At 37.2% G+C, this 26,117-nt stretch carries 20 protein-coding genes and 1 pseudogene; 13 read left to right on the top strand and 8 right to left on the bottom strand.

What is annotated here, in order from left to right; genetic code table 11:
* Positions 1-10: 10 nt before the first annotated feature.
* Together MKL35_RS06380 and pyrF are read left to right on the top strand one after the other, a co-directional pair.
* Positions 11-376, top strand: coding sequence for a lipopolysaccharide assembly protein LapA domain-containing protein (locus MKL35_RS06380; protein WP_002049904.1), 366 nt, complete (start codon positions 11-13; stop codon positions 374-376).
* 168 nt (positions 377-544) lie between these two features.
* Positions 545-1,243, top strand: coding sequence for an orotidine-5'-phosphate decarboxylase (pyrF, locus tag MKL35_RS06385; protein WP_025467815.1), 699 nt, complete (start codon positions 545-547; stop codon positions 1,241-1,243).
* On the opposite strand, the gene MKL35_RS06390 is transcribed toward pyrF, so the two are convergent.
* Positions 1,240-2,151, bottom strand: a complete 912-nt coding sequence (locus MKL35_RS06390; protein ID WP_002049769.1) for a lysine exporter LysO family protein — start codon at positions 2,149-2,151, stop codon at positions 1,240-1,242. The two genes, pyrF and MKL35_RS06390, sit on opposite strands and share 4 nt — an antisense overlap.
* A gap of 46 nt (positions 2,152-2,197) precedes the next feature.
* A pseudogene (locus MKL35_RS06395) lies at positions 2,198-3,746 on the bottom strand (flavin-containing monooxygenase).
* Positions 3,747-3,867: 121 nt separating this feature from the next.
* On the opposite strand from MKL35_RS06395, the gene MKL35_RS06400 reads away from it, so the two are divergent.
* The 4 genes from MKL35_RS06400 to MKL35_RS06415 all read left to right on the top strand — a co-directional run bounded on the left by MKL35_RS06400 (position 3,868) and on the right by MKL35_RS06415 (position 9,216).
* A complete protein-coding gene (locus MKL35_RS06400; RefSeq protein WP_032011220.1) occupies positions 3,868-4,887 on the top strand; it encodes a helix-turn-helix domain-containing protein in 1,020 nt (339 codons plus the stop codon).
* Between the two features lie 83 nt (positions 4,888-4,970).
* A complete protein-coding gene (gene zapE / locus MKL35_RS06405; RefSeq protein ID WP_002050256.1) occupies positions 4,971-6,113 on the top strand; it encodes a cell division protein ZapE in 1,143 nt (380 codons plus the stop codon).
* 369 nt (positions 6,114-6,482) lie between these two features.
* Entirely contained in the window at positions 6,483-8,648 is a 2,166-nt protein-coding gene (locus MKL35_RS06410) for a malate synthase G (protein ID WP_270913156.1), read from the top strand.
* Between the two features lie 103 nt (positions 8,649-8,751).
* Entirely contained in the window at positions 8,752-9,216 is a 465-nt protein-coding gene (locus MKL35_RS06415) for a GNAT family N-acetyltransferase (RefSeq protein ID WP_032011211.1), read from the top strand.
* 51 nt (positions 9,217-9,267) lie between these two features.
* Here MKL35_RS06415 and MKL35_RS06420 read toward each other — a convergent pair whose 3' ends face one another.
* The 5 genes from MKL35_RS06420 to MKL35_RS06440 all read right to left on the bottom strand — a co-directional run bounded on the left by MKL35_RS06420 (position 9,268) and on the right by MKL35_RS06440 (position 14,566).
* Complete coding sequence (locus MKL35_RS06420) at positions 9,268-9,681, bottom strand: ExbD/TolR family protein (RefSeq protein WP_032011210.1); 414 nt, start codon at positions 9,679-9,681, stop codon at positions 9,268-9,270.
* A gap of 19 nt (positions 9,682-9,700) precedes the next feature.
* Entirely contained in the window at positions 9,701-10,123 is a 423-nt protein-coding gene (locus MKL35_RS06425; protein ID WP_032011209.1) for an ExbD/TolR family protein, read from the bottom strand.
* 15 nt (positions 10,124-10,138) lie between these two features.
* Positions 10,139-11,020 (bottom strand): MotA/TolQ/ExbB proton channel family protein, encoded by an 882-nt coding sequence (locus MKL35_RS06430; protein ID WP_004709087.1) that lies wholly within the window; start codon positions 11,018-11,020, stop codon positions 10,139-10,141.
* Positions 11,021-11,060: 40 nt separating this feature from the next.
* Entirely contained in the window at positions 11,061-11,783 is a 723-nt protein-coding gene (locus MKL35_RS06435; RefSeq protein ID WP_032011208.1) for an energy transducer TonB, read from the bottom strand.
* Positions 11,784-11,893: 110 nt separating this feature from the next.
* On the bottom strand, positions 11,894-14,566 hold the full coding sequence (locus tag MKL35_RS06440; protein ID WP_032011206.1) for a TonB-dependent receptor: 2,673 nt from the start codon (positions 14,564-14,566) through the stop codon (positions 11,894-11,896).
* A gap of 776 nt (positions 14,567-15,342) precedes the next feature.
* On the opposite strand from MKL35_RS06440, the gene MKL35_RS06450 reads away from it, so the two are divergent.
* From MKL35_RS06450 to MKL35_RS06480, 7 genes are all read left to right on the top strand, one after another.
* Positions 15,343-17,133: an ABC transporter substrate-binding protein gene (locus tag MKL35_RS06450; RefSeq protein ID WP_081404440.1), complete on the top strand. Its 1,791-nt coding sequence runs from the start codon at positions 15,343-15,345 to the stop codon at positions 17,131-17,133.
* 15 nt (positions 17,134-17,148) lie between these two features.
* Positions 17,149-18,972: an ABC transporter substrate-binding protein gene (locus MKL35_RS06455; RefSeq protein ID WP_081404435.1), complete on the top strand. Its 1,824-nt coding sequence runs from the start codon at positions 17,149-17,151 to the stop codon at positions 18,970-18,972.
* On the top strand, positions 18,973-21,006 hold the full coding sequence (locus MKL35_RS06460; RefSeq protein WP_209796245.1) for a M3 family metallopeptidase: 2,034 nt from the start codon (positions 18,973-18,975) through the stop codon (positions 21,004-21,006). It abuts the gene before it with no gap.
* A gap of 12 nt (positions 21,007-21,018) precedes the next feature.
* A complete protein-coding gene (locus MKL35_RS06465; RefSeq protein ID WP_004709076.1) occupies positions 21,019-21,957 on the top strand; it encodes an ABC transporter permease in 939 nt (312 codons plus the stop codon).
* Between the two features lie 7 nt (positions 21,958-21,964).
* Entirely contained in the window at positions 21,965-23,107 is a 1,143-nt protein-coding gene (locus MKL35_RS06470; RefSeq protein WP_004709074.1) for an ABC transporter permease, read from the top strand.
* A 12-nt stretch (positions 23,108-23,119) separates the two neighbouring features.
* Complete coding sequence (locus MKL35_RS06475) at positions 23,120-24,850, top strand: ABC transporter ATP-binding protein (RefSeq protein WP_004709072.1); 1,731 nt, start codon at positions 23,120-23,122, stop codon at positions 24,848-24,850.
* Positions 24,851-24,957: 107 nt separating this feature from the next.
* Positions 24,958-25,617: an SOS response-associated peptidase family protein gene (locus tag MKL35_RS06480; protein WP_209796258.1), complete on the top strand. Its 660-nt coding sequence runs from the start codon at positions 24,958-24,960 to the stop codon at positions 25,615-25,617.
* A gap of 53 nt (positions 25,618-25,670) precedes the next feature.
* Here the strand turns inward: MKL35_RS06480 and MKL35_RS06485 are convergent, their stop codons facing one another.
* A complete protein-coding gene (locus MKL35_RS06485) occupies positions 25,671-26,039 on the bottom strand; it encodes a hypothetical protein (protein WP_002049893.1) in 369 nt (122 codons plus the stop codon).
* Positions 26,040-26,117: the final 78 nt, after the last annotated feature.

Raw genomic sequence — 26,117 nt, forward strand, 5'->3', positions numbered from 1 at the left:
TGGGGTGCCTATGCGTTATATTCTAATTGCATTACTCATTATTGTATTTGGCTATTCTTTAGCACTTGTTTTGCAGAACCCAACAGAACTTCCTGTTGATTTATTATTTACTCAAGTTCCTGCAATGCGTTTAGGTTTATTATTGTTGCTTACCTTGGCGCTTGGAATTGTAGTTGGACTTTTATTAGGTGTACAAGTTTTCCGAGTTTTCCAAAAAGGTTGGGAAATTAAACGCCTTAGAAAAGATATTGACCATTTGAGAAAAGAACAAATTCAAAGTGCTCAATTGGCAGCAGCAGAAGCAGCTGCAAATGTAAGACATGAAAAAACTGTGGTAGATGTTTATCCTCAAGATAAAAACTCTACTCCTTTATAATTATTCGTAATACTACTCTTTATCTGGTTATAGAGAGTAGTATTTCCTCCCTATATTTCTCCTCATTCATTAAATTTAAAATCAATATTTTTTTATTCAAAAACTTGTCTTCATAGTTTTCTTTATTAGTAGCTGACTTGTCTATTATAATAGCGCTGATTTTATATGATGGAAGAAAGTCTCTTGAGTATCATTGTTGCGTTGGATGCTAAAAGCCAATATGACGCTTTAAAAATTGTTGAACAACTTGATCCTACATTATGCCGCGTAAAAGTAGGTAAAGAGCTTTTTACTCATGAAGGCCCATCTGTTGTAAAAAAACTTCAAGAAGAAAATTTCGAAGTTTTCTTAGATTTAAAATTTCATGATATTCCTAATACAACTGCTCAAGCTGTATGTGCTGCGGCAGACTTAGGTGTGTGGATGGTGAACGTACATGCATCAGGTGGTCGAAAAATGATGGAAACCTGTGTAGAGCGTTTAAAGGCTGGTAATTATCAAACTCAGTTAATTGCTGTAACAGTTTTAACTTCAATGGGTCGTGAAGACTTAAAAGATATTGGTTTAGATATTGAACCTGTAGAGCAAGTTAAAAGATTAGCTAAACTGACTAAAGAGAGTGGTTTAGATGGTGTAGTTTGTTCTGCTCAAGAAGCTAAAATTCTCCGTGAATTAATTGGAGAAGATTTCTCTTTAGTTACCCCTGGAATACGTCCAGAAGGTAGTAATGCAGATGACCAAAAACGTATTGTGACTCCAAAACAAGCAATGCTTGATGGCTCTACCCATTTAGTTATTGGTCGTCCAATTACTAAAGCAGAAGACCCAACTCAAATGTTGAAGTCAATTCTTGCTTCGATTGCTTAAAAGTTTAAAAACACAGTAATTAAAAGTGGAGCGAGTAGGCTTAGAAGTAAGCCACTCATCATGGCGTGTGGTACATAATGTGTACCACATGACTGTTTTACCATTGCTAATGTTACATCCATCGAGGTAGCACCAGCGCTTGAAATTGCTGGACGTGGAAAACGCCATCCCATGGTGTACATGAGTAAAATTGCAACTATTTCTCTAAATAAATCTGTAAGTAAGGCAATTCCACCTAGCTCAGCTGAATGTAATTGTGTAAATAAAATACCTGACATCGAATACCAGCCATAGCCTTGGGCTAAAGCTAACATTTCATTGAGTGTAAAATGATTGCCTAGTATAAAATAGTTAAGAAAACCAGCTATACATGAACCTATAAAAGCAGCTAAAGGTACAATAAGAATTTTCCAGCTTAACCATGTTCGGTTAAAATGGGTAAAAGCTAATTCGATGCCAATTAGAAAAATAAAGACTAATAACAGATACCAACTATTAAATGAAATATGTATATTTAGTCGAGTAAAAAGAATACCTAAAATGATACCTACAGTTAAAGCTAGAAATGCCTTAGCAATATTTTTTAGAGCATTGATAAAAAGCTGAAGTGAAATTTTTCCTTTAACACTTTCTTTATCAAAAATTGCGTAGGCGATTAAACAAGTAAAAAAAGAACCAAAAGATGTTGTAAATGCAATTAATAGAGCTGGTGGCAATATAGTAGATGGGTTATTAATTTGATCAAGTGCAAGTGTTAATTCTAAAGCAACACTTGTTAGTAAAATATATGAAAAATAGGGCAGAATTTTAAAAATAAACTGCCGAATATTTAATGAGAGTTTAGGACCAAGAAAGTAACCAAAAGCTATTACAATAAAAATTTGAATAATCAGGCTAACAGATTGCATATAATAGATAGATTGTTATTAACCTATCTATTATGTATTGAACATTTTATGCTGCATAGCTCTTAGAGAACTTATTTAGCAGTAAATAATTTTTGGGGTTAACTTTACGGGTTTCTAACCAATACTTCCAAGTATAAGTTGGCCATAAAGAAAAGTTTTTCCCATCGGCAGCCTGATACCAACTATTACAACCGCCTGCTTGCCATACTGTACCTTGAAGTTGTTTCTGTATTCCTTCATTGAAAGTATCTTGGACTTCCGGTTTAATTTCTATAGCGTGTTGACCAGATTTATCAACGAGTTCAATAAGTTGTAAAATATAATTAACTTGAGACTCAATCATAAAAATAACCGAGTTATGGCCTAAAACAGTATTTGGTCCAAGCAGTTGGAATAGGTTAGGGAAATTCTTGGTCACTATTCCATAATAACTTTCTGCACCGTTCTTCCACGCCTGCTTTAATTCAATTTGGTTACGATCAATACAAGTAAAATCTTTTAAGTAAATTCGGGGATCTGTAATAAAGCCAGTCCCATAAATCAAACAATCGATAGATCTTTCTTTTCCATCTTTTGTAATAATGCTGTGTTCTTTAATTTCTTGAATACTATCCGTCACTAATTCCACATTTTTACGGTTAAATGTCGGGAAGTATTTATTTGAAATAAGAATACGTTTACAGCCCATCACAAAGTCTGGGGTAAGTTTTTTAGCTAATTCTTTATCTTTTACTTGGAAGCGTATAAAAGCTTCGGCTAGTTTTTGTCCATATTTCATGATTTGAGGCTGAACTATTGGCACAACGCGTGATTCGTTACTCCAATAAAGGCGACTACGATGAATTTGTCTATAAAGATTAGATGTTTTAAATAGGGCTTTACTTAAACTGGAGTATTTTCGCTCATCACGTGGAATAACCCATGCTGCTGTTCTTTGAAAGACATATAGTTGCTTAACATCTTTTGCGATTTCTGGAATATATTGAATCGCACTACCACCTGTACCAATCGAAGCAACTGATTTATCTTTTAGGCTATAGCTATGTTCCCATTGGGAGGAGTGAAAAACTTTACCCTTAAATTTTTCAATACCTTGAATATGAGGGATTTGTGGAATATGTAATGGACCAGATGCAAATACTACAAATTGTGCTTCTAGAGAAGGTTGGTTGGCAAAATCTAACATCCATACATGTCGCGTTTCATCATACTGTGCATGTGTAACTTCATGATTAAACTTACAGTAGTTTTTTATTTGATATTTATTAGTTATATCTTGAATATAATCAAAAATTTCAGGGGGCTTCAGCATAGCGTTTTGACCAGTCTGTTTTAGGTGCAAAAGATAAAGAATACATGTGTGACTGTACATCACAGGCAGCTCCTGGATACCTGTTTTCTCGCCAAGTTCCTCCTACATCAGTGGATTTTTCTAAAATAAGAAAATCTGTTTGCTTGTTCTGTAATAGACGAATAGCCATTGCAAGGCCACCGAATCCAGCACCAATAATTGCGATTTTAGTTTTTTGAGTAGCATGTTGTTTTGAATTTAGCATTGGAAACCCTGCATATGCGCTAAAGAGGATTGCAGGCAAGACTAACTTCTTTTGAACAGTTTAAACATGATTGTACCGACGTGAAAATTGATATATTCGGCAATTAATTTTATTACTTCTTTATAGTAAAACATTTCAGTCTAGGGAAATTGATAGAAGAATGAAACGATCGGCACTTGGTTTAATCTATTTAATTCAAGGAATGCGCAATGCGGGCATTGATGTCGACTCACGTTTGGCAGATATAGGTATAAAAGTAGATTCCTTAGACCCAAGCTCAACAATTCATGACAGTTTGGAATGGGATATACAACAAATTATTAGTGAGAATGTTGATCCTGAGAAAGGTTTGTTTATTGGGCAACACTATGCATTAGCAGGTTATGGTCCATTGTTAATGCTACTTGTAACAAGTCAAGATATACAAACTGCCCTGGAAAAAGGGATACAGTATCAAAAACTCACTCATTTATTTGGCACTTTGAGTTTACAAGAAACCGAAAAACATATCATTCTTAACTATTTACCGGTCGATTTAAAAACAGAAATCGGTTTACTCCGTGCCCAATGCGAAATTTCGGGTACTTATAAGTTTATTCAAGATATTTATACAATGATGGGCTTAAAAATGCCTGATATGCGTATAGATTTACCATTTCCAGAATCCACTGATCCAGATACTGTTGCTCAATATTTCTCATATTATGGAGATGATCTGCATTTTAATTCTACACATGCAGCATTTAGCCTAAGTAGGAATGTACTTGATATAAAAATTCCTTCAGCAGATATTATTACTCATCGTATCTATGAAGCTAAATGTATTAAAGAAATTAAACGATTAAATGAACAAGATCATCTAATACCACCTATTATTCAATATGTGCAAGATTATTTAGAGCTACAACAAGGAATTATCCCGAGCATGGCGGAAACCGCTTTTGCTTTAAAAATGCCTGAAAGGACATTAAGGCATCAATTGCAGCAGCTTAATACGAGTTATAAACAAATTCGTGAACAGATTATCAAGAATAAGGCGCTTAAGCTTATGGAATATAAAGAGTATTCAATTGAAGTTATTGCAGAAGCACTTGGTTATTCTGAACCTGCCGCTTTTAATCATGCGTTTAAAAGATGGTTTGGACAGAGCCCTCGGCAATATGGAAAAGAGTTTTACTGAGTATAACTCTTGATGCTAAAAGCTAATGTGGTCGGACAAAATGTTCGCTATACTCTCTTAAGTTAAAATTGAAATAAAATGATATGTTAAATTTAAAATCTTCTCATAGTACTGCATTTACTCCTTCTTCCCCAGCAGAGCGCTATGCTGAGGCATTGGCTTCAGGCCAGTTCATGGCAGATGAAGCACAAGCACAGGCAGTGCAAGAATTAGATCGTGTATGGAAAGAACTTTTAAATCGTTATAAAGCTTCTAAAAAAGCTTTTCGTCGTTTTCGCCGTCAAACCTCTCCAAAAGGTGTATATATGTGGGGTGGTGTAGGACGTGGTAAAACTTGGCTTATGGACCAATTTTATGAGTCTGTGCCATTTCGCCGTAAAACACGTATGCATTTCCATCACTTTATGCAACATGTACATAAAGAATTAAATAAACTTTCTGGTCAACGTAATCCACTCGATATCGTGGCTGATCAAATTTATAAAGATGCTGTTGTTATTTGTTTCGATGAGTTTTTCGTGTCAAACGTAACAGATGCAATGATTTTGAGTGATTTATTCCAGAAGTTATTTGTTCGCGGTGTAACACTCATTGCAACTTCAAATATTGCACCAGACGGTTTATATAAAAACGGGATTCACCGTGATCGTTTTATTCCCACAATTGAAATGGTTAAAAAGAACTGTGTCGTTTTAAATGTAGACGCGGGTGTGGATTACCGTTTACGTGTTTTAAAACAAGCTCAATTGTTTAAATCACCACTGGGCAATGAAGCTCAAAACTGGATCGCAGAGCGTTATAGTGCTTTAACTCAAACGCAAACAAATTCTCATGAACCAATTGTGATTAATAACCGTGTTGTTGAAACACTAGGTCATACAGAAGATGTTTTATGGTGTGAGTTCTCTGAACTTTGTTTAAAGCCGCGTAGTCCTGCAGACTTTATTGAAATTGCCAATATCTATAATACTGTTCTGGTGAGTAATGTTCCGCACTTAACTGACTTCTTGTCAGAAGGCACACGTCGTTTTATTTATCTTGTCGATGAGTTTTATGATCGTGGTGTGAAATTACTCTTAACTTCTCAAGACAGCATTATTGATATCTATCAAGGTGAGAAATTGGCTTTTGAAATTGAGCGTACACGTTCCCGTTTATTAGAAATGCAATCAGATGAGTATTTGCATTCTGAGCATCGTCATATTGATGCTACTAAAACTTCTTAAGAAATGAGATATAAAAAAGCGCTCTAAATAGAGCGCTTTTTTACAACAAAAATAGATAAATTTAGCTAAATAATACTTTTTCATTGTGCAAAGTTTGATATAACTAAATACGCTTTAGAAAAAATAAGATAGTGAAACTTTTTGTATGTTAACAAAAAGTCTAGTTTCAGTATCTTTCAATATTGAATAAATTGTTGGGAAACCTAGTTAGAATTTTAATATTTTCCTGTATAGAAAAATTTATCTTTGTCAATAGTTTTGCAAGGGAAAATGCTTACTATTTAGGAATGTGATATTAGTATTCAGCTTAATTTAAATCGGTATACTAGGTTTCTCTTGGTATAAAAAGTAGCAACTTCAGGAAAGACAATGACTGCACGTATTCAAAAAGGCAAGTTAGCGATTGCTAAAGAACTTTACGATTTTATCGAAAATGAAGCTTTACCAGGTTCTGGTTTAGATAGTGAAACTTACTGGAAGAACTTTGAGCAAGTTGTTGTCGATCTTAGCCCAAAAAATAAAGCGTTATTGGCTAAGCGTGATGAATTACAAGCAAAAATTGATGAATGGCACCGTAATAACAAATTTGAATTAGGTGCTTATAAAGCGTTTTTAACTGAAATTGGTTATTTATTACCAGAAGTTGAAGATTTCCAGATCACAACTGAAAACGTAGACGAAGAAATTGCATTATTAGCAGGTCCGCAGTTAGTAGTGCCTGTACGTAATGCACGTTATTGCTTAAATGCAGCAAACGCACGTTGGGGTTCTTTGTATGATGCACTTTACGGCTTCGATGTAATTTCAGAAGAAGGTGGTGCTGAAAAAGGGAAAGGATATAACCCTGTGCGCGGCGCTAAAGTGATTGAGTTTGCTAAAAATTTCTTAAATGAAATTTTCCCACTTGCAGAAGGTTCACATGCTGATGCAACTAAATATGCAATTGAGCAAAACAAACTTGTTGTGACTTTAAAAGATGGTACTAAAACAGGTTTAGCTCATGAAGCCCAGTTCGTTGGTTTCAATGGTGAAGAAGCAAATCCTTCAGAAGTAGTACTTTTAAGTAATGGTTTGCATGTCATTATTGAAATTGATGCGAATAGCCCAATTGGTCAAACTGATTTAGCAGGTGTTAAAGATTTAACACTTGAAGCGGCGGTTACAACAATTCAAGATCTTGAAGACTCAGTTGCAGCTGTAGATGCAGAAGAAAAAGTTGAAGGTTACCGTAACTGGTTAGGTTTAATGAAGGGTACACTTCAAGAATCTATCGAAAAGAATGGTAAAACAATTGTTCGTGCGTTAAGCAAAGACCGCGAGATTAAAAACTTAATTGGTGGAACAACAAAACTTCATGGTCGTTCACTTATGTTACTTCGTAACGTAGGTCACTTAATGACGAATCCAGCGATTTTAGTAGATGGTGAAGAAATTTACGAAGGTATTATGGATGCATTGGTAACTCCATTGTTATCAGTTGCTGATATCCGTAGTACGAACGAAAATAAAAACTCTCGTAAAGGGTCTATGTATATTGTTAAACCAAAAATGCATGGTCCTGAAGAAGTTGCATTTGCTGTAGAGTTATTTGAACGTGCTGAGCAAGCACTAGGTTTACCAGCGAAGTCTCTAAAAATCGGTATTATGGATGAAGAACGCCGTACATCTGTAAACTTGAAAAACTGTATTGCTGCTGCTAAAGATCGCACTATCTTTATCAACACTGGTTTCATGGACCGTACAGGTGATGAAATCCATACTTCTATGGAAGCTGCACCAGTTGTTCGTAAAGAAGCTGTTAAAACACAAAAATGGATTGCTGCTTACGAAAACCGTAACGTTGCAATTGGTTTGAAATGTGGTTTACAAGGTAAAGCTCAGATTGGTAAAGGTATGTGGCCAAAACCAGACAGCATGAAAGATATGTTGGCAACTAAAGCTGCTCATCCAAATGCTGGTGCTTCATGTGCTTGGGTTCCATCACCAACTGGTGCTGTACTTCATGCGATACATTACCATCAAGTAAATGTAAAAGCACGTCAAGATCAGCTAAAAGCTGAAGAAATGCTGTCATTAGACGACTTGTTAACACCTCCATTTGCACCTGATACAAACTGGTCAGCAGAAGAGATCAACAATGAGCTTGAAAATAACTGCCAAGGTATTTTAGGTTATGTTGTTCGTTGGGTTGACTTAGGTGTAGGTTGTTCAAAAGTTCCTGATATTAACAACGTGGGTTTAATGGAAGACCGTGCAACATTACGTATTTCTTCTCAACACGTTGCGAACTGGTTACGTCACGGTATTGTGACTCGTGAACAAGTTGAAGAAGTGCTTAAACGCATGGCAAAAATTGTTGATGAGCAAAATGCGAATGACCCATTGTATAAACCAATGGCAGCTAACTTTGAAACGAATATTGCTTTCCAAGCAGCTTCAGACCTTATCTTTAAAGGTTGTGAACAGCCTTCAGGTTATACTGAACCGTTACTACACGCTGCTCGCTTAAAATTAAAAGGTTATACAGGTGACTAATTTAAACCTGTTATAAAAAAAGCCTCTTCGGAGGCTTTTTTTATTTTCGGTATATTTTGTGCTTACAGATAAGGTGTGAATTTATAAATAAAGGATTTCAAGTTTGATTAACTTAAAAAATCTCGATCGTGAGAATTGGCTTCTATGCGCAAGATTATCATTAGATGATTCTCAAAAGGACTATGTTGCACCAAATGTATATTCTATTGCTGAGTCTAAAGTGGAAGAACATTACTGTCCAAGAGTGATCTGTTTTAATGAGGAAGTCGTTGGGTTCCTAATGTATTGCGTCGAAATTGATCCACCTGATAAGACATTATTCTGGTTGTTTCGATTTATGATTAGCAAAGGTAACCAAGCTAAAGGTTATGGTACCACAGCGTTGCAAATAGCAATTGATGAAATATTTACTAAAGGGGCGAAACGCATACGAACGATGTATAAGCCATCGAATTATGTGGTTGGAAAACTTTATAAAAAATTGGGTTTTATAGAAACTGGAGAATGTGATGAATGCGGTGATATTATTTTAGAGTTGAATATTTCGCTTCAAAAAAACGCTAACTGAAAATTCAAGTTAGCGTTGGAGATAATGGAGCTATATAAATTAAAAGAAATACTAGTTGCTACTTACAATTCCAATTTTAGTAACACCTAAACGCTGTGCAGTAGCCATAACCATCGCTACATTTTTATATTCAGCCATCTGGTCTGGTTTGAGTTTGATCTGGTCTTGATCTTTTTTAGCAACAACACCTTGAAATAAAGTCTCTAGTGCCTTTCGGTCAGAAACCGCTTGGTTATTCCAAAATACTTTGCCTGTTGTATCAATTCTTACATCAATCACTTCAGGTGGCTTTTCATTTGTTGGTGGCGGTGTGCCATTTGGCAAATTAATATTAATCGCGTTGTTTGGTGCAGGTATGGTAATAATAAACATAATAATGAGTACCAACATGACATCAATAAGCGGTGTCATGTTGACTTCCAACATCACATCGTCATCATTATTTGAACCGACATTCATACCCATAAAATTCTCCTTAAAATCATTACGGGGTGGCTGGAGGTGTAGTAACAAAGGCAATTTTGCCAATACCAGCTTGTTTGGTCGTACTAATGACCTGATCTATCGCTTCAAAACGGGTAAGCTGATCTCCTCGAATATGTACTTCTGGCTGTGGTCTTTTTTGTGCTACAGCCTGCAATTTTGCTAACAGTATTTCTTTATTTGGTACATAACTTTCGTTCCAGAAAATATCGCCTTTCTTATTAACTGAGAGTTGAATATTTTCAGGTGTGGTTGCATACGGCGTATTCTTTTCTTCTGGTAGTTTCACCGGAACTGTATGAGTAACTACCGGAATAGTAATAAGAAAAATAATAAGTAGAACTAACATGACGTCCACCAAAGGTGTCGTATTAATTGTTCCAATCATTTCGTCATCATCTTCAGAACCAACACTCATACCCATAATGTTTGCTCCTTATTATTTAATGCTGCGGTTAACTGAATTATTGGTATTAATTTCACCGCTTAATAAAACTGCATGTAAATCTGAACCAAATGAACGGACGTTTTCCATTACTGCTTTATTGCGTCGAGTCAACCAGTTGTAACCAAGTACAGCCGGTACTGCAACTGCAAGACCAATAGCAGTCATAATAAGTGCTTCACCAACAGGTCCTGCTACTTTATCAATAGATGCTTGACCTGAAATCCCGATAGCAGTTAACGCGTGATAGATTCCCCATACTGTTCCGAATAGACCCACGAAAGGTGCAGTAGATCCAACCGTTGCTAGAAAGGCTAAACCTCCACCTAAATGGTTTTGTACTTTTTCAATCGCACGTTGTATTGAAATGCTGACCCAAGTATTAAAGTCAATGCGTTCAAGTAATGAACCGCCGTGTGATTTAGTTGAGTTAATACCTTTTTCCGCAATAAAACGATATGCGCTACTTTGTTCCAAACCGTCAGTGGCATTATCAAGAGAAGTGGCTTCCCAAAAACTTTTTTCTGCTTCTTTACCTTGGCGTTTTACTTTTGCTTGTTGTAAGAATTTAGAGACAATGATGTACCACGTACCAATAGACATAAGTACGAGTATGAATAGGGTAGATTTAGCAACTAAATCACCTTCACGCCAAAGAGCTTCTAGACCATAAGGGTTTTTAACAGTTTCACTCGTTGCAGGCTTTGGAGGCGGAGTAGGAGTACTTGCGTTTGAAGCCGCTTCAGTAGTTGCTGTTGCAACAGGAGTATTACTGGTTTCTTCTGCAAAAACTGTACTTAATGGGAGCAGTGAGCATGCTGCGATTAAACTTGCAGAAGCGAAACGTACTAGTGGTTGAGTTGATTTTTTCATCATGTTATCTCCAATATTTTTAATTTCTTACTAATTCAATTGTTTATTCAATTACGAATGGATATTCAATTTCATACCAGTCCTGCTGAGGCACGCCATCTTTCATTGCTGGTTTGAATGTACATAAGCTGTAAGCTTTAGTTGCCGCTTTGTCTAAGGTTTTACTGCCACTCGATTTTTTCACTTTGGCATCAATAACTTTGCCGGATGTATCAACTAAAACACGTATACGTACCGTACCTTGTTCTTCATTCATCAGTGCTTCGCGAGGATATTCCGGTTTTTCACAACCTGCGGAACCTTCTGAAACGCCACGAGTCACGCCAGTTGGTTTCGGTGCCGGTGCTGCCGGTGCTGGGGCAGGTGCTGCAACGGGACTTGGTGATGGTGTACTAGGTGTTGCCGGCACGGCTGGAGCTGGAGACGCAACTTTAGTTGGCTGAGCTACCGGAGTAGTTTTTTGTACCGGTGTCGTTACTTTTTCAACTTGTTTAGGCGGCTCAGGAACCTTGGCAACCTTTTCGACCATTTTTGGTGGCTCCGGTGGTTTTTCCTTAGGTTTTGGCTCCTCCGGTTTTGGTGGAGGAGGCGGTTTAATATCCTGAATAATTTGTAATTCCACAGGTTTTTCTGCTGGTTTTTGAATATTGTTTGCTAAACCTGACATCAGAATATAGGCAACAAGAAGATGCAGAAAAAGTACTGCGGCAATACCAATAAGGCGTTTGGCAGATTTATTTTCTATGTCTGTAAAAGTCATGCCCATAGTTACTCCTGAAACTGTAGACAAACAATTTTTTAAAATGACTGTTTGGCTAAGAATGAGTATTTGTTCTGCAAACTAACTTTTGACAGTTATATTTGCAGAACAACCATTTAGAACTTATATGTACCTCGTACAAAGTAAGTACGTCCTAAAGGATCTGCGTAACGTGGGTCATAACCCATTTGGAAGTTATCAATTACGTTAGAAGCAGGTGGATCTTCATCAAATATATTTTTAATACCTGCTGTTAACTCTAGATTTTTAAATCCTTTGTAAGTTCCTGAAATATTGTAGGTTGTATAGTCACTTACTCTATGGTTTTGATCATTTGCATTTTGATCTTGATAACCACGAGAGAAGTTTTGTTGTAGGTTTAAAGCCCAGTTTTCGTAGTTCCAGTTCAGATTTGCGGTATGTTTCCAGCGCAAAATAATCGATTGATAATCTAAGCCGCTATATGATCCTGCAACACCTTTCCAGTCACCATCTGGTTCTGCTTGATATTTGTAGTCAGTGATATATGTACCATCAATATTGAAACCAAATCGGCCTGTGGTAGTCATTGGTGAAACCCAACTTAAGCCCACATCAAAACCAGATGTTTTAATGCCACCTAAATTTTGTTGTGTAGTAATAATATAATTTAGTGAGCCGTCAGCATTACGTACAAATTTGTCTGCATATTTCACAGGATCTGCAAATATAGCTGCTTCGGATAGAGTAGCAATTTGCTTATCCACTTCTATATTAAAGTAATCAAGAGTGAAGGCTAAATTTTTGACAGGTTCAAATACTAAGCCCGCTGTAAAAGATTTAGACTCTTCTGGATTTAAACTCTTGTTCCCACCATTTTGGCGTTTGAACTGCATATTACAGTCGCGTTCTTGTTTACCACCAGGTTGTACAACTCCTCCAGGACAAAGTGCTGGGTCATCATATGTCGCACCTGTATTCGTTACTGAATTTGGTCCATTAACCTCCCAAAGTGTAGGAGCTCTGAAACCTGTACTATAAGTGGTACGGAACATTAACTGTTTAATCGGCTCCCAACGAAGTGCAAATTTTGGATTAAACGTATCGCCAAAATCGTTATAGTCATCATAACGAGCAGCAATTTGAGCTTCTAAAGTTTTGTGCAGTGGAATGTGGAATTCGGTAAATACCGATTTGATATTACGATCGCCCTTGTTTTCTGGTTCGTCTGGATCAGTACCTGTACTAGGAGCTAGTCGAGCAACATCTGCAACTACCTTTGAAGTCCAATCTTCATAACGATAGCTTGCTCCAACGGCGAATCCGACATCACCTGCTGGTAGTTTGAAAATAGGTCGACTTGCAGTGAAATCGACAGTTGTAGTATCTAAGTTGGCTTTTAAATATTTGCCTTTAACACCTAGTTGATCCCATACACCAGCATCTTCAGAATTTTGCGGTCCGAACGGATTTAAGGTGCCATTGTTTAAAGCCTCTTGAGTTTTGTCATAGTCTAAATATCCACTCAAAATAGCATCAGAGGCACTACTATGCGCATAAGTCACACCTGAATTGATATCCCAGCCATGAGTTTCACCTTCAATACCGGCAAATATACGATGTGACTGGTTAATACTATTACTGATACGATTACCAGCTTGTGAACGTAAATAAAGATCAATAGGGCCCGTTGCACCAGCAAGAGCAGGAGTTATGCCATTTCCTGGATAATATTTACTACTAGGATCTAGTGTTAAATCAAAGAATACATCTGGTGCTACTGAAGTGGTAACCTCATTTCTTGCATATAAATATTCAGCAATTGCATTAAAATTATCGCTGAGTTTAAAAGTAGCACGGCCCATTACAGAAATATCTTCTGTTTTTGGAACAATTCCAATAACAGCCTGGCTGTTATATCTACAAGTTTTGCCATCAGGACTGTTGACTAGAGGGTCATTGCTACAACCTATAGATGCATAAGGATTGCCTAAACCTGGAACATTGGCTGGGAATGAGCCACTACTGGTTTTATTTACACCTAATTCAGGTAATATGCCTCCACGTCGACTGACTTTACGGTCTTGGGCCATGACATCATCGCCTTTTCTGTAATCGACAACTCCAAAAACGTTATAGCCATTTTCCTCTAAGTCACCAAAACCGCCGAAAATGCTGTAGTCTTGTTGATCTCCACCTTTTTCTTCTGGTTTTTGATACCCAGCAGTTAAGTTAAGACCCGTAAACTGCTTTTTAGTAATGAAGTTGATAACCCCACCGATTGCATCTGTTCCATAAATGGAAGAAGCACCATCACGTAAAACTTCAATACGGTCTAACATAGCGAGTGGAATAATATTTAAATTGGTTACTCCGCTATCGTATGCATTGGCAGCTAATCTACGACCATTCAGTAAAATAAGAGTTTTGTTTGCCCCTAAAGCTCTTAGGTTTGCTGCTGACCCCACAGTTTTACTAGCGCCCACGTTGCTAGCAGTTACGAAGTTTGATTGGTTTGCACTAATCTTAGCTAATGCTTCTTCAGTTGAAGTTACCCCTTGTTTTAAAATTTCATCAACTTTTACAACGGTAATTGGTGAAGCACTTTGTGCAGCAACCCCTTTGATTGAAGAGCCTGTAACGGCAACTTTTACAACTTTTGCTGGTTTGTCATCATTACTTGTTTGTTCAGTTTCTGCTGCTTGTGCCATGGTAAGACACATCATGCTTAAACTAAGGGTACTTAATTTAAGTATTGTCTTGCCGATCTTGGGGGTTACCTGAGATCGAACATTGTATTTTTTTTTCATCGTGGACTTGATCCCTTTTTGTTGTAGTTAGCGATATTGCTGTAATGCTTTTAAGCAAAGCAAGTGCCAACTATATATTTTTCTTTTTTTAGTTTATGCAAAATACTGATAAATATTGATTTTATTATGTTTGAAGACAGAGTCTTTATTTGTTTTGATGAAAAATAAATTTTCCGTTTGGCAAATTTTTTTATATTGGCTAAAAGTTTCAAATTTATTTGTATAAAAAATATACATTAATGGACACTTCACATACTTAATAAATAAAAATGTATCGTTTTAGAACTTTACTATATGTAATGTTATACTATTTGTTGTAAGATTTTTTCACATAATTTTATTTAAATATCAAATAATTAAATTTATATTTTTCATTTGGTACAAATGAATTAATATGTTGCATAATGAATCATCAATGTATTTTTTTTGTGCATTTAAGATGTTAAATGATTAACATATACAAATATAATATTTGGCAAAAAGTAACTTTTATTTATATAGTTCAAACGGATTTAAGTACCTAATAAAAATATGAATTTCGAATAATCTTAAATATTTTATTATGAATACCAATAGATGGCATGAAATTCGCTTTATATTCAGTAGTTACAAAACTCTGGGTACTTGAATTTATTTTTCCATTTGATCAAATAAAAAGATGATAAAGGAAAGTGAATTCCAAATCCCAAATAGGCCTATCTGCTGAAAAAAGAACTTTTCTTATGCGGATTTAGATGTTACTCAAAAGGTTAATATCTTTTAAAAAAATTAGTTATGTGGATATGAACTTGAAATTAAAATTTTTTAAGCTCGCCATTTTAAGTTTGGCTATTACTTCAATTCCATGTGCTTATGCAATTACGCCAGCACAACCAAACAAGATTTTGCATGTTGCCTATGAAGCACCAGATGACGGTTTTGACATGGTTAAAACCACCAATTTCTATAGTGCTAGTATTGCTGAAGCTATTTTTGAACCACTACTCAAATATGATTATTTAGCTCGTCCATTACAATTAGTTCCTTATACGGCTGAAAGCATGCCTAAGGTTGAGCAAGACGGTAAAGTTTATATATTTAAAATTAAGCCAGGGATTTATTTTACAGATGATCCTGCCTTTAAAGGCAAACGCCGTGAGTTAGTGGCCGAAGATTATATTTATTCAATTAAGCGTATTTTAGACCCTAAAAATCGAGCACCTTCTGTTTCTTTTCTGGATGGAAAATTGCTGGGTGCCGATGCAGTGGTAGCTCAAGCAAAGAAAACTGGAAAGTTTGATTATGCCGTGCCAATTGCAGGGCTTAAAGCGACTGATCGATATACTCTCCAATTTACGTTAACTCGCCAAGACTATAATTTTCCTTATATTCTTGCTTATATTGCTTTTGGGGCCGTTGCTAAAGAGATTGTTGACTATTACGGTGATCGTATTGGTATGCATCCAGTGGGTACCGGACCGTATATGTTAAGTAAATATGTTCCAAGAAGTAAGGTCGAGTTGGTTGCCAATCCTGATTATCGTGGTTTTGTCTGGAATTTTAAGTCAACAGGAACACCGTGGGATAACCAGCTTGTTAAAGAAATGTCTGGAAAGAAAATGCCACAAATTGGCAAAGTTGTAGTGAGCATTATAGAAGAACAACAATCAAGATGGTTAGCCTTTCAATCGGGTCAATTAGATTTTGACAAACTTACGGCAGATGCCGTTCCTCAAGCGTTAGATGGCAATCAACTTAAAGCTTCTTTTCAAAAAAAAGGAATTAAACACTTTCCATATAAAGAACCTGAAATGACCTATACCATGATGAATATGCGTGATCCGGTTATTGGTGGTTTTAGTCCAGAAAAAATTGCACTTCGTCGCGCAATTACTTTGGCCTATGACCAAAAAGAAAGCATAAAACAGGCATATAAAGGTCAGGCAGTGAGAGCAGAAATGTTTATACCTGAAGGTGTAAACGGGTATAACCCAAAGTATAAAAGTAGCGTAGGATATAATCCTCGATTAGCCAATAAACTACTTGATTATTATGGTTATAAAAAAGGAGCTGATGGCTATCGGACCTTACCAAATGGCAAACCTTTAGTTTTAAAAATTAATAATGAAAATAGCTCAGCTGCAGTTATTCTTTCCGAACTCTGGAAAAAAAATTTAGATGCGATTGGCATTCGTGCTGACTTTAAAGTAAGTAATTTTGCAGATAACTTAAAAGCCGCCACACAATGTAAATATATGATCTGGAGTGGGGCATGGATTGCTGACTATCCCGAAGGAGATAATTTTGCACAATTACTATATGGACCAAATGCTGGGCAAGGGAACCATGCTTGTTATCAATCTAAAACATATGATGCTCTTTATACTCAGGCTATTCATTTACCACCGCAACAACGTCTACCATATTATGAAAAGCTTAATCGCCAGATTGAAGCAGACAATCCTTGGATTATTCATGTAACTCGAATTCGCAATTGGTTGATACGGCCACAAGTTCAGGGTTTTAAACCTCACCCGATGATAAATACAAGCTGGCAATATCTTGATATTACCCCCGTTAAAAAATAATTTTAGATAAAGATCATCATGACTGAAAATTTAAGACTAAAGCTCAAGCACTGTAGTGTAGGCCTATTATTTGCCGGAATGGCATTAACGGGGACCACGACTATTTTTGCCAAAAGTCCAGCCGATCCGAATAAAATTTTACATTATACGTTCCCGACAGCTGAAACAGGTTTCGACCCAGCGTATATCCATGATTTATATTCGGCGCATGTAACTACTTCGATATTTGAAACTTTATATACCTATGACTATTTAGCAAGGCCAGCAAAGCTTATTCCCCAAATCGCAACTGCTATGCCTGAAGTGAGTGCAGATGGTCTGACTTATACTATTCACATTAAAAAAGGTATTTATTTTACGCCAGACCCTGTTTTTAAAGGCAAACCTAGAGAGTTAACGGCTTATGATTATGCATACTCTTTTAAGCGGTTATTGGACCCAACTTTACGTTCACCAAATAGCTGGTTGCTGGAAAACAAAATTGAAGGTATGGATGCCTTAGTACAATCAGCTAATAAAACAGGAAAATTTAATTATGATCAAAGTGTGAGTGGTTTGCAGACCCCTGATAAGTACACCTTGGTTATTCGATTAATGAAACCTGATTATAACTTTCCTTTATTACTGGCACATGACCCTACAGGGGCTGTAGCACGTGAAGTTATCGAAAAATATAAAGATAAAGCTGGCTTTGTTATGGGGCATCCAGTAGGAACAGGACCTTATATGCTCAGTAAATGGGTGCCTGCTTCACGCATAGTTTTAAAAGCGAATCCTGATTATCATGGCTTTACTTGGAATTTTGTCCCCAGTACCCCTGAAGATCAAGCTATTGTGAAGCATCTTAAGGGCAAACAAATGCCTCAAATTGGTACAATTGATATTCAGGTGATGGAGGAAAACCAGTCAAGATGGTTGGCATTTCAGCGTGGTGAAGTTGATATCATTCAGCTCGAAGGGCAATTAGTCTCGAAAGCCATTAAAGACGGTAAATTAAGACCCGAGCTTGTAAAAGAAGGTGTGCAATTATCACGTATTGTAGATCCGGAAATTAGTTATAACTATTGGAATCTTAAAAATCCCGTTGTTGGAGGAATGAGTAAAGAAAAAATCGCTTTACGCCGTGCAATTGCAATGTCCCGTTCAATAGATCAAGAAATTAAGTTAGTGCGCAACGGTGATGCAGAGCGTCTACATTTCCCAGTTCCACCAGGTGTAGTAGGGGCCGAACCTCAATATAGAAGCAGTACCCCATATTCGGTCAAAGCAGCAAATTTATTATTAGATAAATATAACTACAAAAAAGATGCATCAGGATGGCGTACACAACCAAATGGTAAGCCTTTGGTCATTGAATATATGGCGCGTAATGACAGTATTGGTCAGCAAAGCGCTGAGCTTTGGAAAAAGAACTTTGACAGTTTGAATATCCGGATGGTGTACAAGCCAATGCTCTTTTCAGACCTCATTCGGGCACAAAAACAGTGTGACGGAATGTTCGGTTCCTCTGCATGGATAGCCGATTATCCGGATGGGGATAATTTTATGCAGAATTTTTATGGTCCGAATACCCATATGACCAACTGGTCTTGCGGTTCTATACCGGAGTTTGATCAATTATACCGTCAGTCTCAACAGGTTAAGCCAGGCCCAGAACGAGACGTGATTTATCGAAAAATGACACGTTTATTAGAAGTTTATATGCCAGTGCAAGTCTTGTATGCACGTTATAGAAATATGTTGGCTCAACCACGAATCATTGGATATAAGAAGCATCCGATTTTACATGCTGAATGGATGTACTTCGATATTGATACAAATACGAAATCTAATCATTAAATGAAAAAAATTGGAGATACGATGAAAAATAACACACTGAAAATGACTAGTTTATGTATGTTGACGATAGGTATAAGTCAGTTTGCATCGGCAGAGACCACACGTGCAACCTTACCATTACTTAAGGCAGAACAACTCCCAGCATGGTGCGATTCTAATTTAAAAAAAATCCACCAAGAGATTTCAAACTTTGAAAAGACACCTGTTAAAACTGATGCTGCCGCAGCTCCAATATTAGCAAAGTGGGATAAAATTTTTGCTCATCTTGAAGATTTTTCAGGGCCCATAGGTTTATATAGTAATGTAGATCCAGATGCGAAATTACGTAAAGCAGCAGAAGATTGTGAGATCAAAATTAATCAATTTCATACTGATATATTCCAAAACTCAAAACTGTATAACGTAATTAAAAATACAAAAGCAACTGATCCGATAGATCAGAAATACCGTCAGGATATTCTGGATCAGTTTGAAGACACAGGGGTTCAATTAGAACCAGCCAAACGTGCAAGAATGAAAGCGATTCTTGATGAATTGACTAAACTCGAGCAAGAATATAATCGCAATATTCGTGATAACCCTGAAAAACTTGAATTTACACCTGAAGAGATGAAAGGTCTGCCAGAGAGTTATATTTCAGGGTTAAAGAAAAATGCCAAAGGAAACTATTTATTAGGTTTTGAGTATCCGGAATATCGTCCATTTATGGAACTGGCAGATAATGATGATGCCAGAAAAAGATACCAGATTGCCTTTACACGACGCGGTACTGAACAAAACTTAAAATTACTCAAGCAGGCAATAGATTTGCGTTATGAATTGGCGCAATTATTTGGCAAAGCAAGTTATGCTGATTGGGCGTTAAAAGACCGTATGGCAAAAACGCCAGAAACTGTAAATCAATTTTTAGCAGAAGTACAAAAAACGGTAGCACCACTTGAGCGCAAAGAAGTAGAAGAGCTCCGTGCATTTAAAGCACAAACTTTAAAAACACCATTAGATAAAACTGAGATAACACGTTGGAGTGAAGCTTACTGGAGTGAAAAACTTCGTAAGAGCAAATATCAAATTGATCAGGAAAAGCTTCGTGATTATTTCCCGACTTTAGCAGCACAAAAATGGTTATTTGCTATTTCATCTGATCTTTATGGTATTGATTTTAAACCTGTCAAAGTGAAAGCATGGCAGAGCGAAGTTGAATATTACGATGTAGTCGATAAAAAGACAGGAAAACTTCTAGGCGGCCTATATATGGATAAATTCCCTCGCGAAGGGAAATATGGTCATGCTGCCGTTTGGGGAGTATATGGTGGCAGCACTTTAACCAACCGCTTACCGGTTTCAGCATTAGTCACAAACTTTAACCGTAAAGGTTTAAATAGTGATGAGCTCGAAACTTTTGTGCATGAATTTGGTCATGCCTTACATGGCATTTTATCTAATACCCGTTATGCAAGCCAGTCTGGAACATCTGTAGAGCGTGACTTTGTAGAAGCACCATCTCAAATGTATGAAGAGTGGGCACGCCGTAAAGAAACCTTATCTAAAGTGGCCGATTATTGTGACCCGGCATGCCCACGAGTTGATGATGAATTAATTGCCCGTTTAAAAGCAGTACATAACTATGGGCGCGGTTTACGTTACGCACGTCAAACGCTTTATGCACAGTACGATATGGCGCTTCATACGGCTGATGCCTTAAAAGTAAAACCTTTAGAAACTTGGCAAAAAATGGAAGCAGCTACAGCTTTGGGATATGTCCCAACAACAGAGTTTCCTGGTCAGTTTGGACACTTGATGGGTGGTTATCAAGCAGGTTACTACGGTTATATGTGGTCTGAGGTTTTAGCTTTAGACATGCTTTCTGCTTATGGTGACAACTTAAATAACCCACAAGTAGGACAACGTTATCGCCAGACCATTTTATCGCAAGGTAGCCAAAAACCGGCAGCTGAATTGGTTAAAGATTTCCTTGGTCGTGATCCTGACAATAAAGCATTCTTTAACGAAATTACCGGACAACGGGTTAAATAAGGAATTATCACTATGCTGGCATATGTTATTCGGCGGTTATGGCAGATGATTCCAACCATGTTGGGAGTAGTACTGTTTATCTTTATTCTTTTTAACTGGGTCGGTGGAGATCCGGCCTATATTCTGGCAGGTAAGATGTCTAATCCTGAGCAGATTGAAAACATTCGTAAGCAACTAGGTGTCGATCAGCCTTATTACGTTCAGCTCTGGATTTTTATTAAGCAGATTCTTACTTTTGACTATGGCGCAAGTTGGAGTACTGGCGAGCCAGTTTCACAAATTATTTTAACTCGCTTGGGGCCTTCGTTAACGCTCTTAATTCCACTCACTATTTTACAAACCGTTATTTCAATTGGCTTGGCTCTAGCTGTATCGGCAGTACGTGGTTCTTTAACAGATCGTATGGTCATGATGTTATGTACCATTGGTATGTCGATCAGTATCTTGGTTTATATTATTGTTTTTCAATATGTTTTGGCATATCAGTTAAGTTGGTTTCCAGTGCAGGGCTGGAGCGATAACTTTACCGATAATTTATTTAAGTTTGCCTTACTTCCAATTCTAATTATGTTGGTGGTGAGTATTGCACCTACTTTACGTTTATACCGTAGTTTTGTGCTTGATGAGATTAATCAAGATTATGTTAGAACGGCAAGGGCTAAAGGTGTAGGGGAAAGCCGAATTTTAGGTGTGCATGTTTTACGTAATGCCTCAATTCCTATTATTACTGACGTGATGGCGACTTTGCCTGCGTTGCTCATAGGTGCATTTTTAATTGAACGTTTTTTTGGTATTCCCGGTATTGGTCGAGAAGTAATTATCGCGGTTGAGCGAAGTGATTTTCCTGTGATTAAAGCAATTACAGTGTATATCGCAGCTGCAACCATGATTTTTAATTTGATTGCCGATTTGGTCTACAAAGTGGTTGATCCACGTGTACAGTTGAAGTAGGTGGGTTATGCTAAGTGTTCTAACAAAAAGAAAATTACAAACCCAGACAGCTCCAGCTTCAGCGGGTTTATGGCGCCTTGCAATGCGCCGTCTTCGGGCTGACAAAATTGCAATTGCATCGCTCATTGTTGTGCTGTTCTATCTGGTCGTATTGCTACTATCATTTACTGGCGTGATTGCATCAGACTGGAATAAAGAAGTTGCTGTCAGTTATGCACCTCCTACATTTATAGGTGCAGATAAAACAACTGAAGCTTTGCAAAAGACAGCTGCTGTAGATGAAGAGTTACCAGAAAATCCAGTCGATCCTTTAAAAGATGTCATTCACCAACTCAAGGCTGAAATTAAACAAGAAAAGACCTCTGGAAATGCAATTGATTATTATGGGGTAGTTGACCCACTAGCTGATGATATGAAAGCAATTGATCAGCAACTAGGTGGACACTTACTCGATCAGCAGAGTGAACTAAAAAGTACTCTTATATTTGGGGCCGACAAATGGGGGCAAGATGTTCTTAAAAAAACCATTAAAGGTGCTGAAACTTCAATTATTGTAGGGCTAGTTTCTGCATTACTCGCAGTGACCTTAGGCACATTATTAGGGGCAATTTCAGGCTACTTTGGTGGTTGGGTAGATGACATCCTTAACTGGTTTTATAATATTTTTACTTCCATTCCATATTTATTATTAGTTCTTGCGATAGCTGCCGTACTGCAACAAAAGGGCATTTTATCTATTGTTTTGATTTTAGGTTTAACGGGTTGGACTGGTGTTTACCGTTTAATTCGTGCGGAGTATATGAAACATACCTCACGTGAATATGTTCTGGCGGCCAAGGCAATTGGTGTTGGCCATTTTCGCCGTATGTTTATTCATATTTTTCCTAATGTCAGCCATATCGCATTGGTTCAAATGTCGATTTTGGTGGTTTCCTTTATTAAATCGGAAGTTATTTTAAGTTTCTTGGGATTTGGTGTACCAGTGGGTGTAGTGTCTTGGGGCAGTATGTTAAATGAAGCTCAAAGTGAACTTCTTTTAGGAAAATGGTGGCAGCTTGTTGCAGCCTCGGTAGCAATGGCTGTTTTAGTTACGGCATTTTCAATGTTTACTGATGCACTGCGTGATGCATTAGATCCAAAATTAAAATAAGAGGAAACGCTAATGTCAGAACAACAAAAAAATGTCCCATTACTTCACATTGAAAACTTACGTGTAAGTTTTAAAGGTGAAGACAAGCAGTATATCGAAACTGTTAAAGGAATCTCCTTTGATATTCTAGCAAATACGACTGTTGCTTTAGTTGGTGAGTCAGGTAGTGGTAAATCGGTTACTTCTTTGGCAACCATGGGTTTACTACCTGTAGGCCAAAGTAAAATTGATGAAAAAAGTAAGATTGTTTTTGAAGGTCAAGATTTACTCAGCTTATCCCGTAAAGATATGCGAAAAATCTGTGGTAAAGATATTGCCATGATTTTTCAAGAACCGATGTCATCATTAAATCCCGTTTTTACGGTAGGTAATCAAATCGCAGAAGTGTTGTGTTTACACATGGGTATGAGTCGTAAACAGGCCCGTCAACGTGTTTTAGAGTTACTTAAAGAGGTCGGGATACCTTCACCGGAAACTAAGATTGATGCTTATCCTAACCAACTGTCTGGTGGTCAACAGCAACGTGTCATGATTGCAATGGCGATTGCTTGTGAACCTAAGCTACTGATAGCCGATGAACCGACTACGGCACTTGATGTCACCATTCAAAAACAAATTATTGATTTACTCGAATCGTTGCGCCAGCGCCGTCAAATGTCGATGCTTTTTATTACGCATGATTTGGCTTTAGTGGGTGAAATTGCAGATCAAGTCATTGTGATGCGTCATGGTGAAATTAGAGAGCAGGGATTTGCAGAACAAGTTCTAGAGCAACCTAAAGATGTATATACCCGAGCATTGCTCTATTGTCGTCCTCAAATATCACAGCGACCTTATCGTTTGCCTGTGACCAGCGATTTTATGCGTCAAGAAGACAATATATTGGTAGAGCAAAGTTTTGATGTTTCAGAAATTCCACAGCGTAAACGTGGTTTAAATGGCGATGAGCAAATTATTTTAGAAGTAAAAGATTTGAAAAAAAGCTTTTATAGCCGTAAGGGGTTATTTGGCAAAGAAGAATTTCAGGCGGTAAAAGGCGTTTCTTTTAAACTTGCTAAAGGTAAAACGCTTGGTTTAGTGGGAGAGTCTGGCTCAGGCAAAACCACTGTCGGGTTATTGCTTATGCGCTTACATCAAGCATCTGGGGGGCAGGCTTTAATTGAAGGTAAAGATATTCTGTCTTTAACTGAAAAAGAGTTTGCCAAATATCAAAGGAAGATCCAAATCATTTTCCAAAATCCATATGCTTCGCTAAATCCACGCTTTACCATTGGGCAGATTTTATTAGAACCTATGCAAATTCATGGCATTGGTAAAGATGATGCGGAACGTAAGCAAATTGCACTTGGTTTACTTGAGCGAGTGAATTTACCTGAACAAGCTTATTATCGATATCCGCATGAGTTCTCGGGTGGTCAACGCCAACGTATTGCGATTGCACGTTGTTTAACTTTAAAGCCTGAAATTCTAATTTGTGATGAATCTGTTTCGGCACTAGATGTGTCGGTTCAGGCACAAGTACTTAACTTATTACAAGACTTACAAGATGAGTTTGGCCTTAGTTATATTTTTATTTCACATGACTTATCGGTTGTGAAATATATTTCTGATCAGGTCATGGTCATGAATCATGGTGAAGTTGTTGAAATCGCTAACTCAGATGAGCTCTATGCGCATCCTCAACATGACTACACTAAACGACTATTACAGGCCATTCCGCAAGGAATTCAGCACATTTCCTAAGCGTAAAGTTATGTCGTTAAAGGCACTTTCGAGTGCCTTTTTATTTGGTTTATAGAATAAATACTTATAAAATAAGAGATGTAAAAGTACAGTATTTTATTCTTGCTATGTGTGCCAACTTTAAACCTTTAACTCTTGCCCAATTGCAGCAACTTCAGTTGCCTGTGGTCGGCTTTAGCTATGCCGATGAGGTTTATCCGGGTGGGACAACGCCGCTATTATTCAAATCACCGCAAGGTTTTGAGTGGCGTGAAGTCATGTTCGGTTTGGTTCCTAAATGGGCCGAAGATACAAATATAGCAAAACATACTTATAACGCCCGTCATGAAACGATTTTCCAAAAACCGAGTTTTCAAGAAGCCGCTCTTAAATGTAAGTTTGGTGTAATACCCGTGACGGAGTTTTATGAGAGTAAATATATAAATGATAAACCTGAGCGATGGGGCGTCCGCCGTAAAGATGGACAGGCTTTTTTCATTGCCGCAATTTATGAAATTTGCAAAATGAATGAAACCATTATCCCTTCTGCAAGTATGTTAACCATGGATGCCATAGACCATCCCATGATGAAAGATTTTCATGAACCGGGCGATGTCAAACGATCAGTCATTGTGATTCCGCATGATCGTCTAGAGGAATGGTTAAGTTTAGAAACACCAGATATTTCAAGCTTTATTGAAGGTTTTCCTATTGAGGAATTTGAATGTTTACACGTTCCCAAAGAGAAGATTATAAAGCCCACGCCTCAATTAAGTATGTTTGAATAACAACAGTAGAGTCAGGTTATTGGCTTAATTTTTAAGTCAATAACCTTTGTTATTTAGTCAATATTTTTACTTAAAGTTTCTACCTGCTCATCTTGGGCCAGATAAGCCAATTCAATTGGTGAAATCACAAAAGTCGAATTATCTGAGGTTTGTTTAAAAACAAATCCATATTCAAATGATTGTGTATTCTTACTTGGTAACCAGAATAAATAAGGGCAACCCGTATAGCTACCGTCCCAACCCATTTCTTTAGCTAAAGCCAAAGCTGTATCGGATTTAGCAATAATTTCTTTCAGTGATTCTTTGTCTCTTTGGGAGACATCACCATCATCATCAGCAAATGTTTGTAAAAACTCATTTAATGGGGTTAAGTCTTCCCAGTTATTTTCAATTGTTGAAAAGTGATATCCATATAGCGTCATATTTAGTCTTCCATTTTGTTATTGTGCTATTGAACATAGCAAGAAATGTGTGAAAAGGAAATGGTTGGTTTTACATTA

The organism is Acinetobacter sp. AOR41_HL (assembly GCF_027854645.1).
In the GTDB taxonomy this organism is placed as follows: Bacteria; Pseudomonadota; Gammaproteobacteria; order Pseudomonadales; family Moraxellaceae; genus Acinetobacter; species Acinetobacter nosocomialis.

Coding starts and splice junctions, on each gene's coding strand:
- MKL35_RS06380 (WP_002049904.1), top strand. CDS start 11: ATGCGTTATATTCTAATTGCATTACTCATTATTGTATTTGGCTATTCT.
- MKL35_RS06460 (WP_209796245.1), top strand. CDS start 18,973: ATGAAAAAAATTGGAGATACGATGAAAAATAACACACTGAAAATGACT.
- MKL35_RS06410 (WP_270913156.1), top strand. CDS start 6,483: ATGACTGCACGTATTCAAAAAGGCAAGTTAGCGATTGCTAAAGAACTT.
- MKL35_RS06390 (WP_002049769.1), bottom strand. CDS start 2,151: ATGCAATCTGTTAGCCTGATTATTCAAATTTTTATTGTAATAGCTTTT.
- MKL35_RS06435 (WP_032011208.1), bottom strand. CDS start 11,783: ATGGGCATGACTTTTACAGACATAGAAAATAAATCTGCCAAACGCCTT.
- MKL35_RS06440 (WP_032011206.1), bottom strand. CDS start 14,566: ATGAAAAAAAAATACAATGTTCGATCTCAGGTAACCCCCAAGATCGGC.
- MKL35_RS06480 (WP_209796258.1), top strand. CDS start 24,958: ATGTGTGCCAACTTTAAACCTTTAACTCTTGCCCAATTGCAGCAACTT.
- MKL35_RS06420 (WP_032011210.1), bottom strand. CDS start 9,681: ATGGGTATGAATGTCGGTTCAAATAATGATGACGATGTGATGTTGGAA.
- MKL35_RS06425 (WP_032011209.1), bottom strand. CDS start 10,123: ATGGGTATGAGTGTTGGTTCTGAAGATGATGACGAAATGATTGGAACA.
- MKL35_RS06470 (WP_004709074.1), top strand. CDS start 21,965: ATGCTAAGTGTTCTAACAAAAAGAAAATTACAAACCCAGACAGCTCCA.
- MKL35_RS06475 (WP_004709072.1), top strand. CDS start 23,120: ATGTCAGAACAACAAAAAAATGTCCCATTACTTCACATTGAAAACTTA.
- pyrF (WP_025467815.1), top strand. CDS start 545: ATGGAAGAAAGTCTCTTGAGTATCATTGTTGCGTTGGATGCTAAAAGC.
- MKL35_RS06400 (WP_032011220.1), top strand. CDS start 3,868: ATGAAACGATCGGCACTTGGTTTAATCTATTTAATTCAAGGAATGCGC.
- MKL35_RS06465 (WP_004709076.1), top strand. CDS start 21,019: ATGCTGGCATATGTTATTCGGCGGTTATGGCAGATGATTCCAACCATG.
- zapE (WP_002050256.1), top strand. CDS start 4,971: ATGTTAAATTTAAAATCTTCTCATAGTACTGCATTTACTCCTTCTTCC.
- MKL35_RS06430 (WP_004709087.1), bottom strand. CDS start 11,020: ATGATGAAAAAATCAACTCAACCACTAGTACGTTTCGCTTCTGCAAGT.
- MKL35_RS06485 (WP_002049893.1), bottom strand. CDS start 26,039: ATGACGCTATATGGATATCACTTTTCAACAATTGAAAATAACTGGGAA.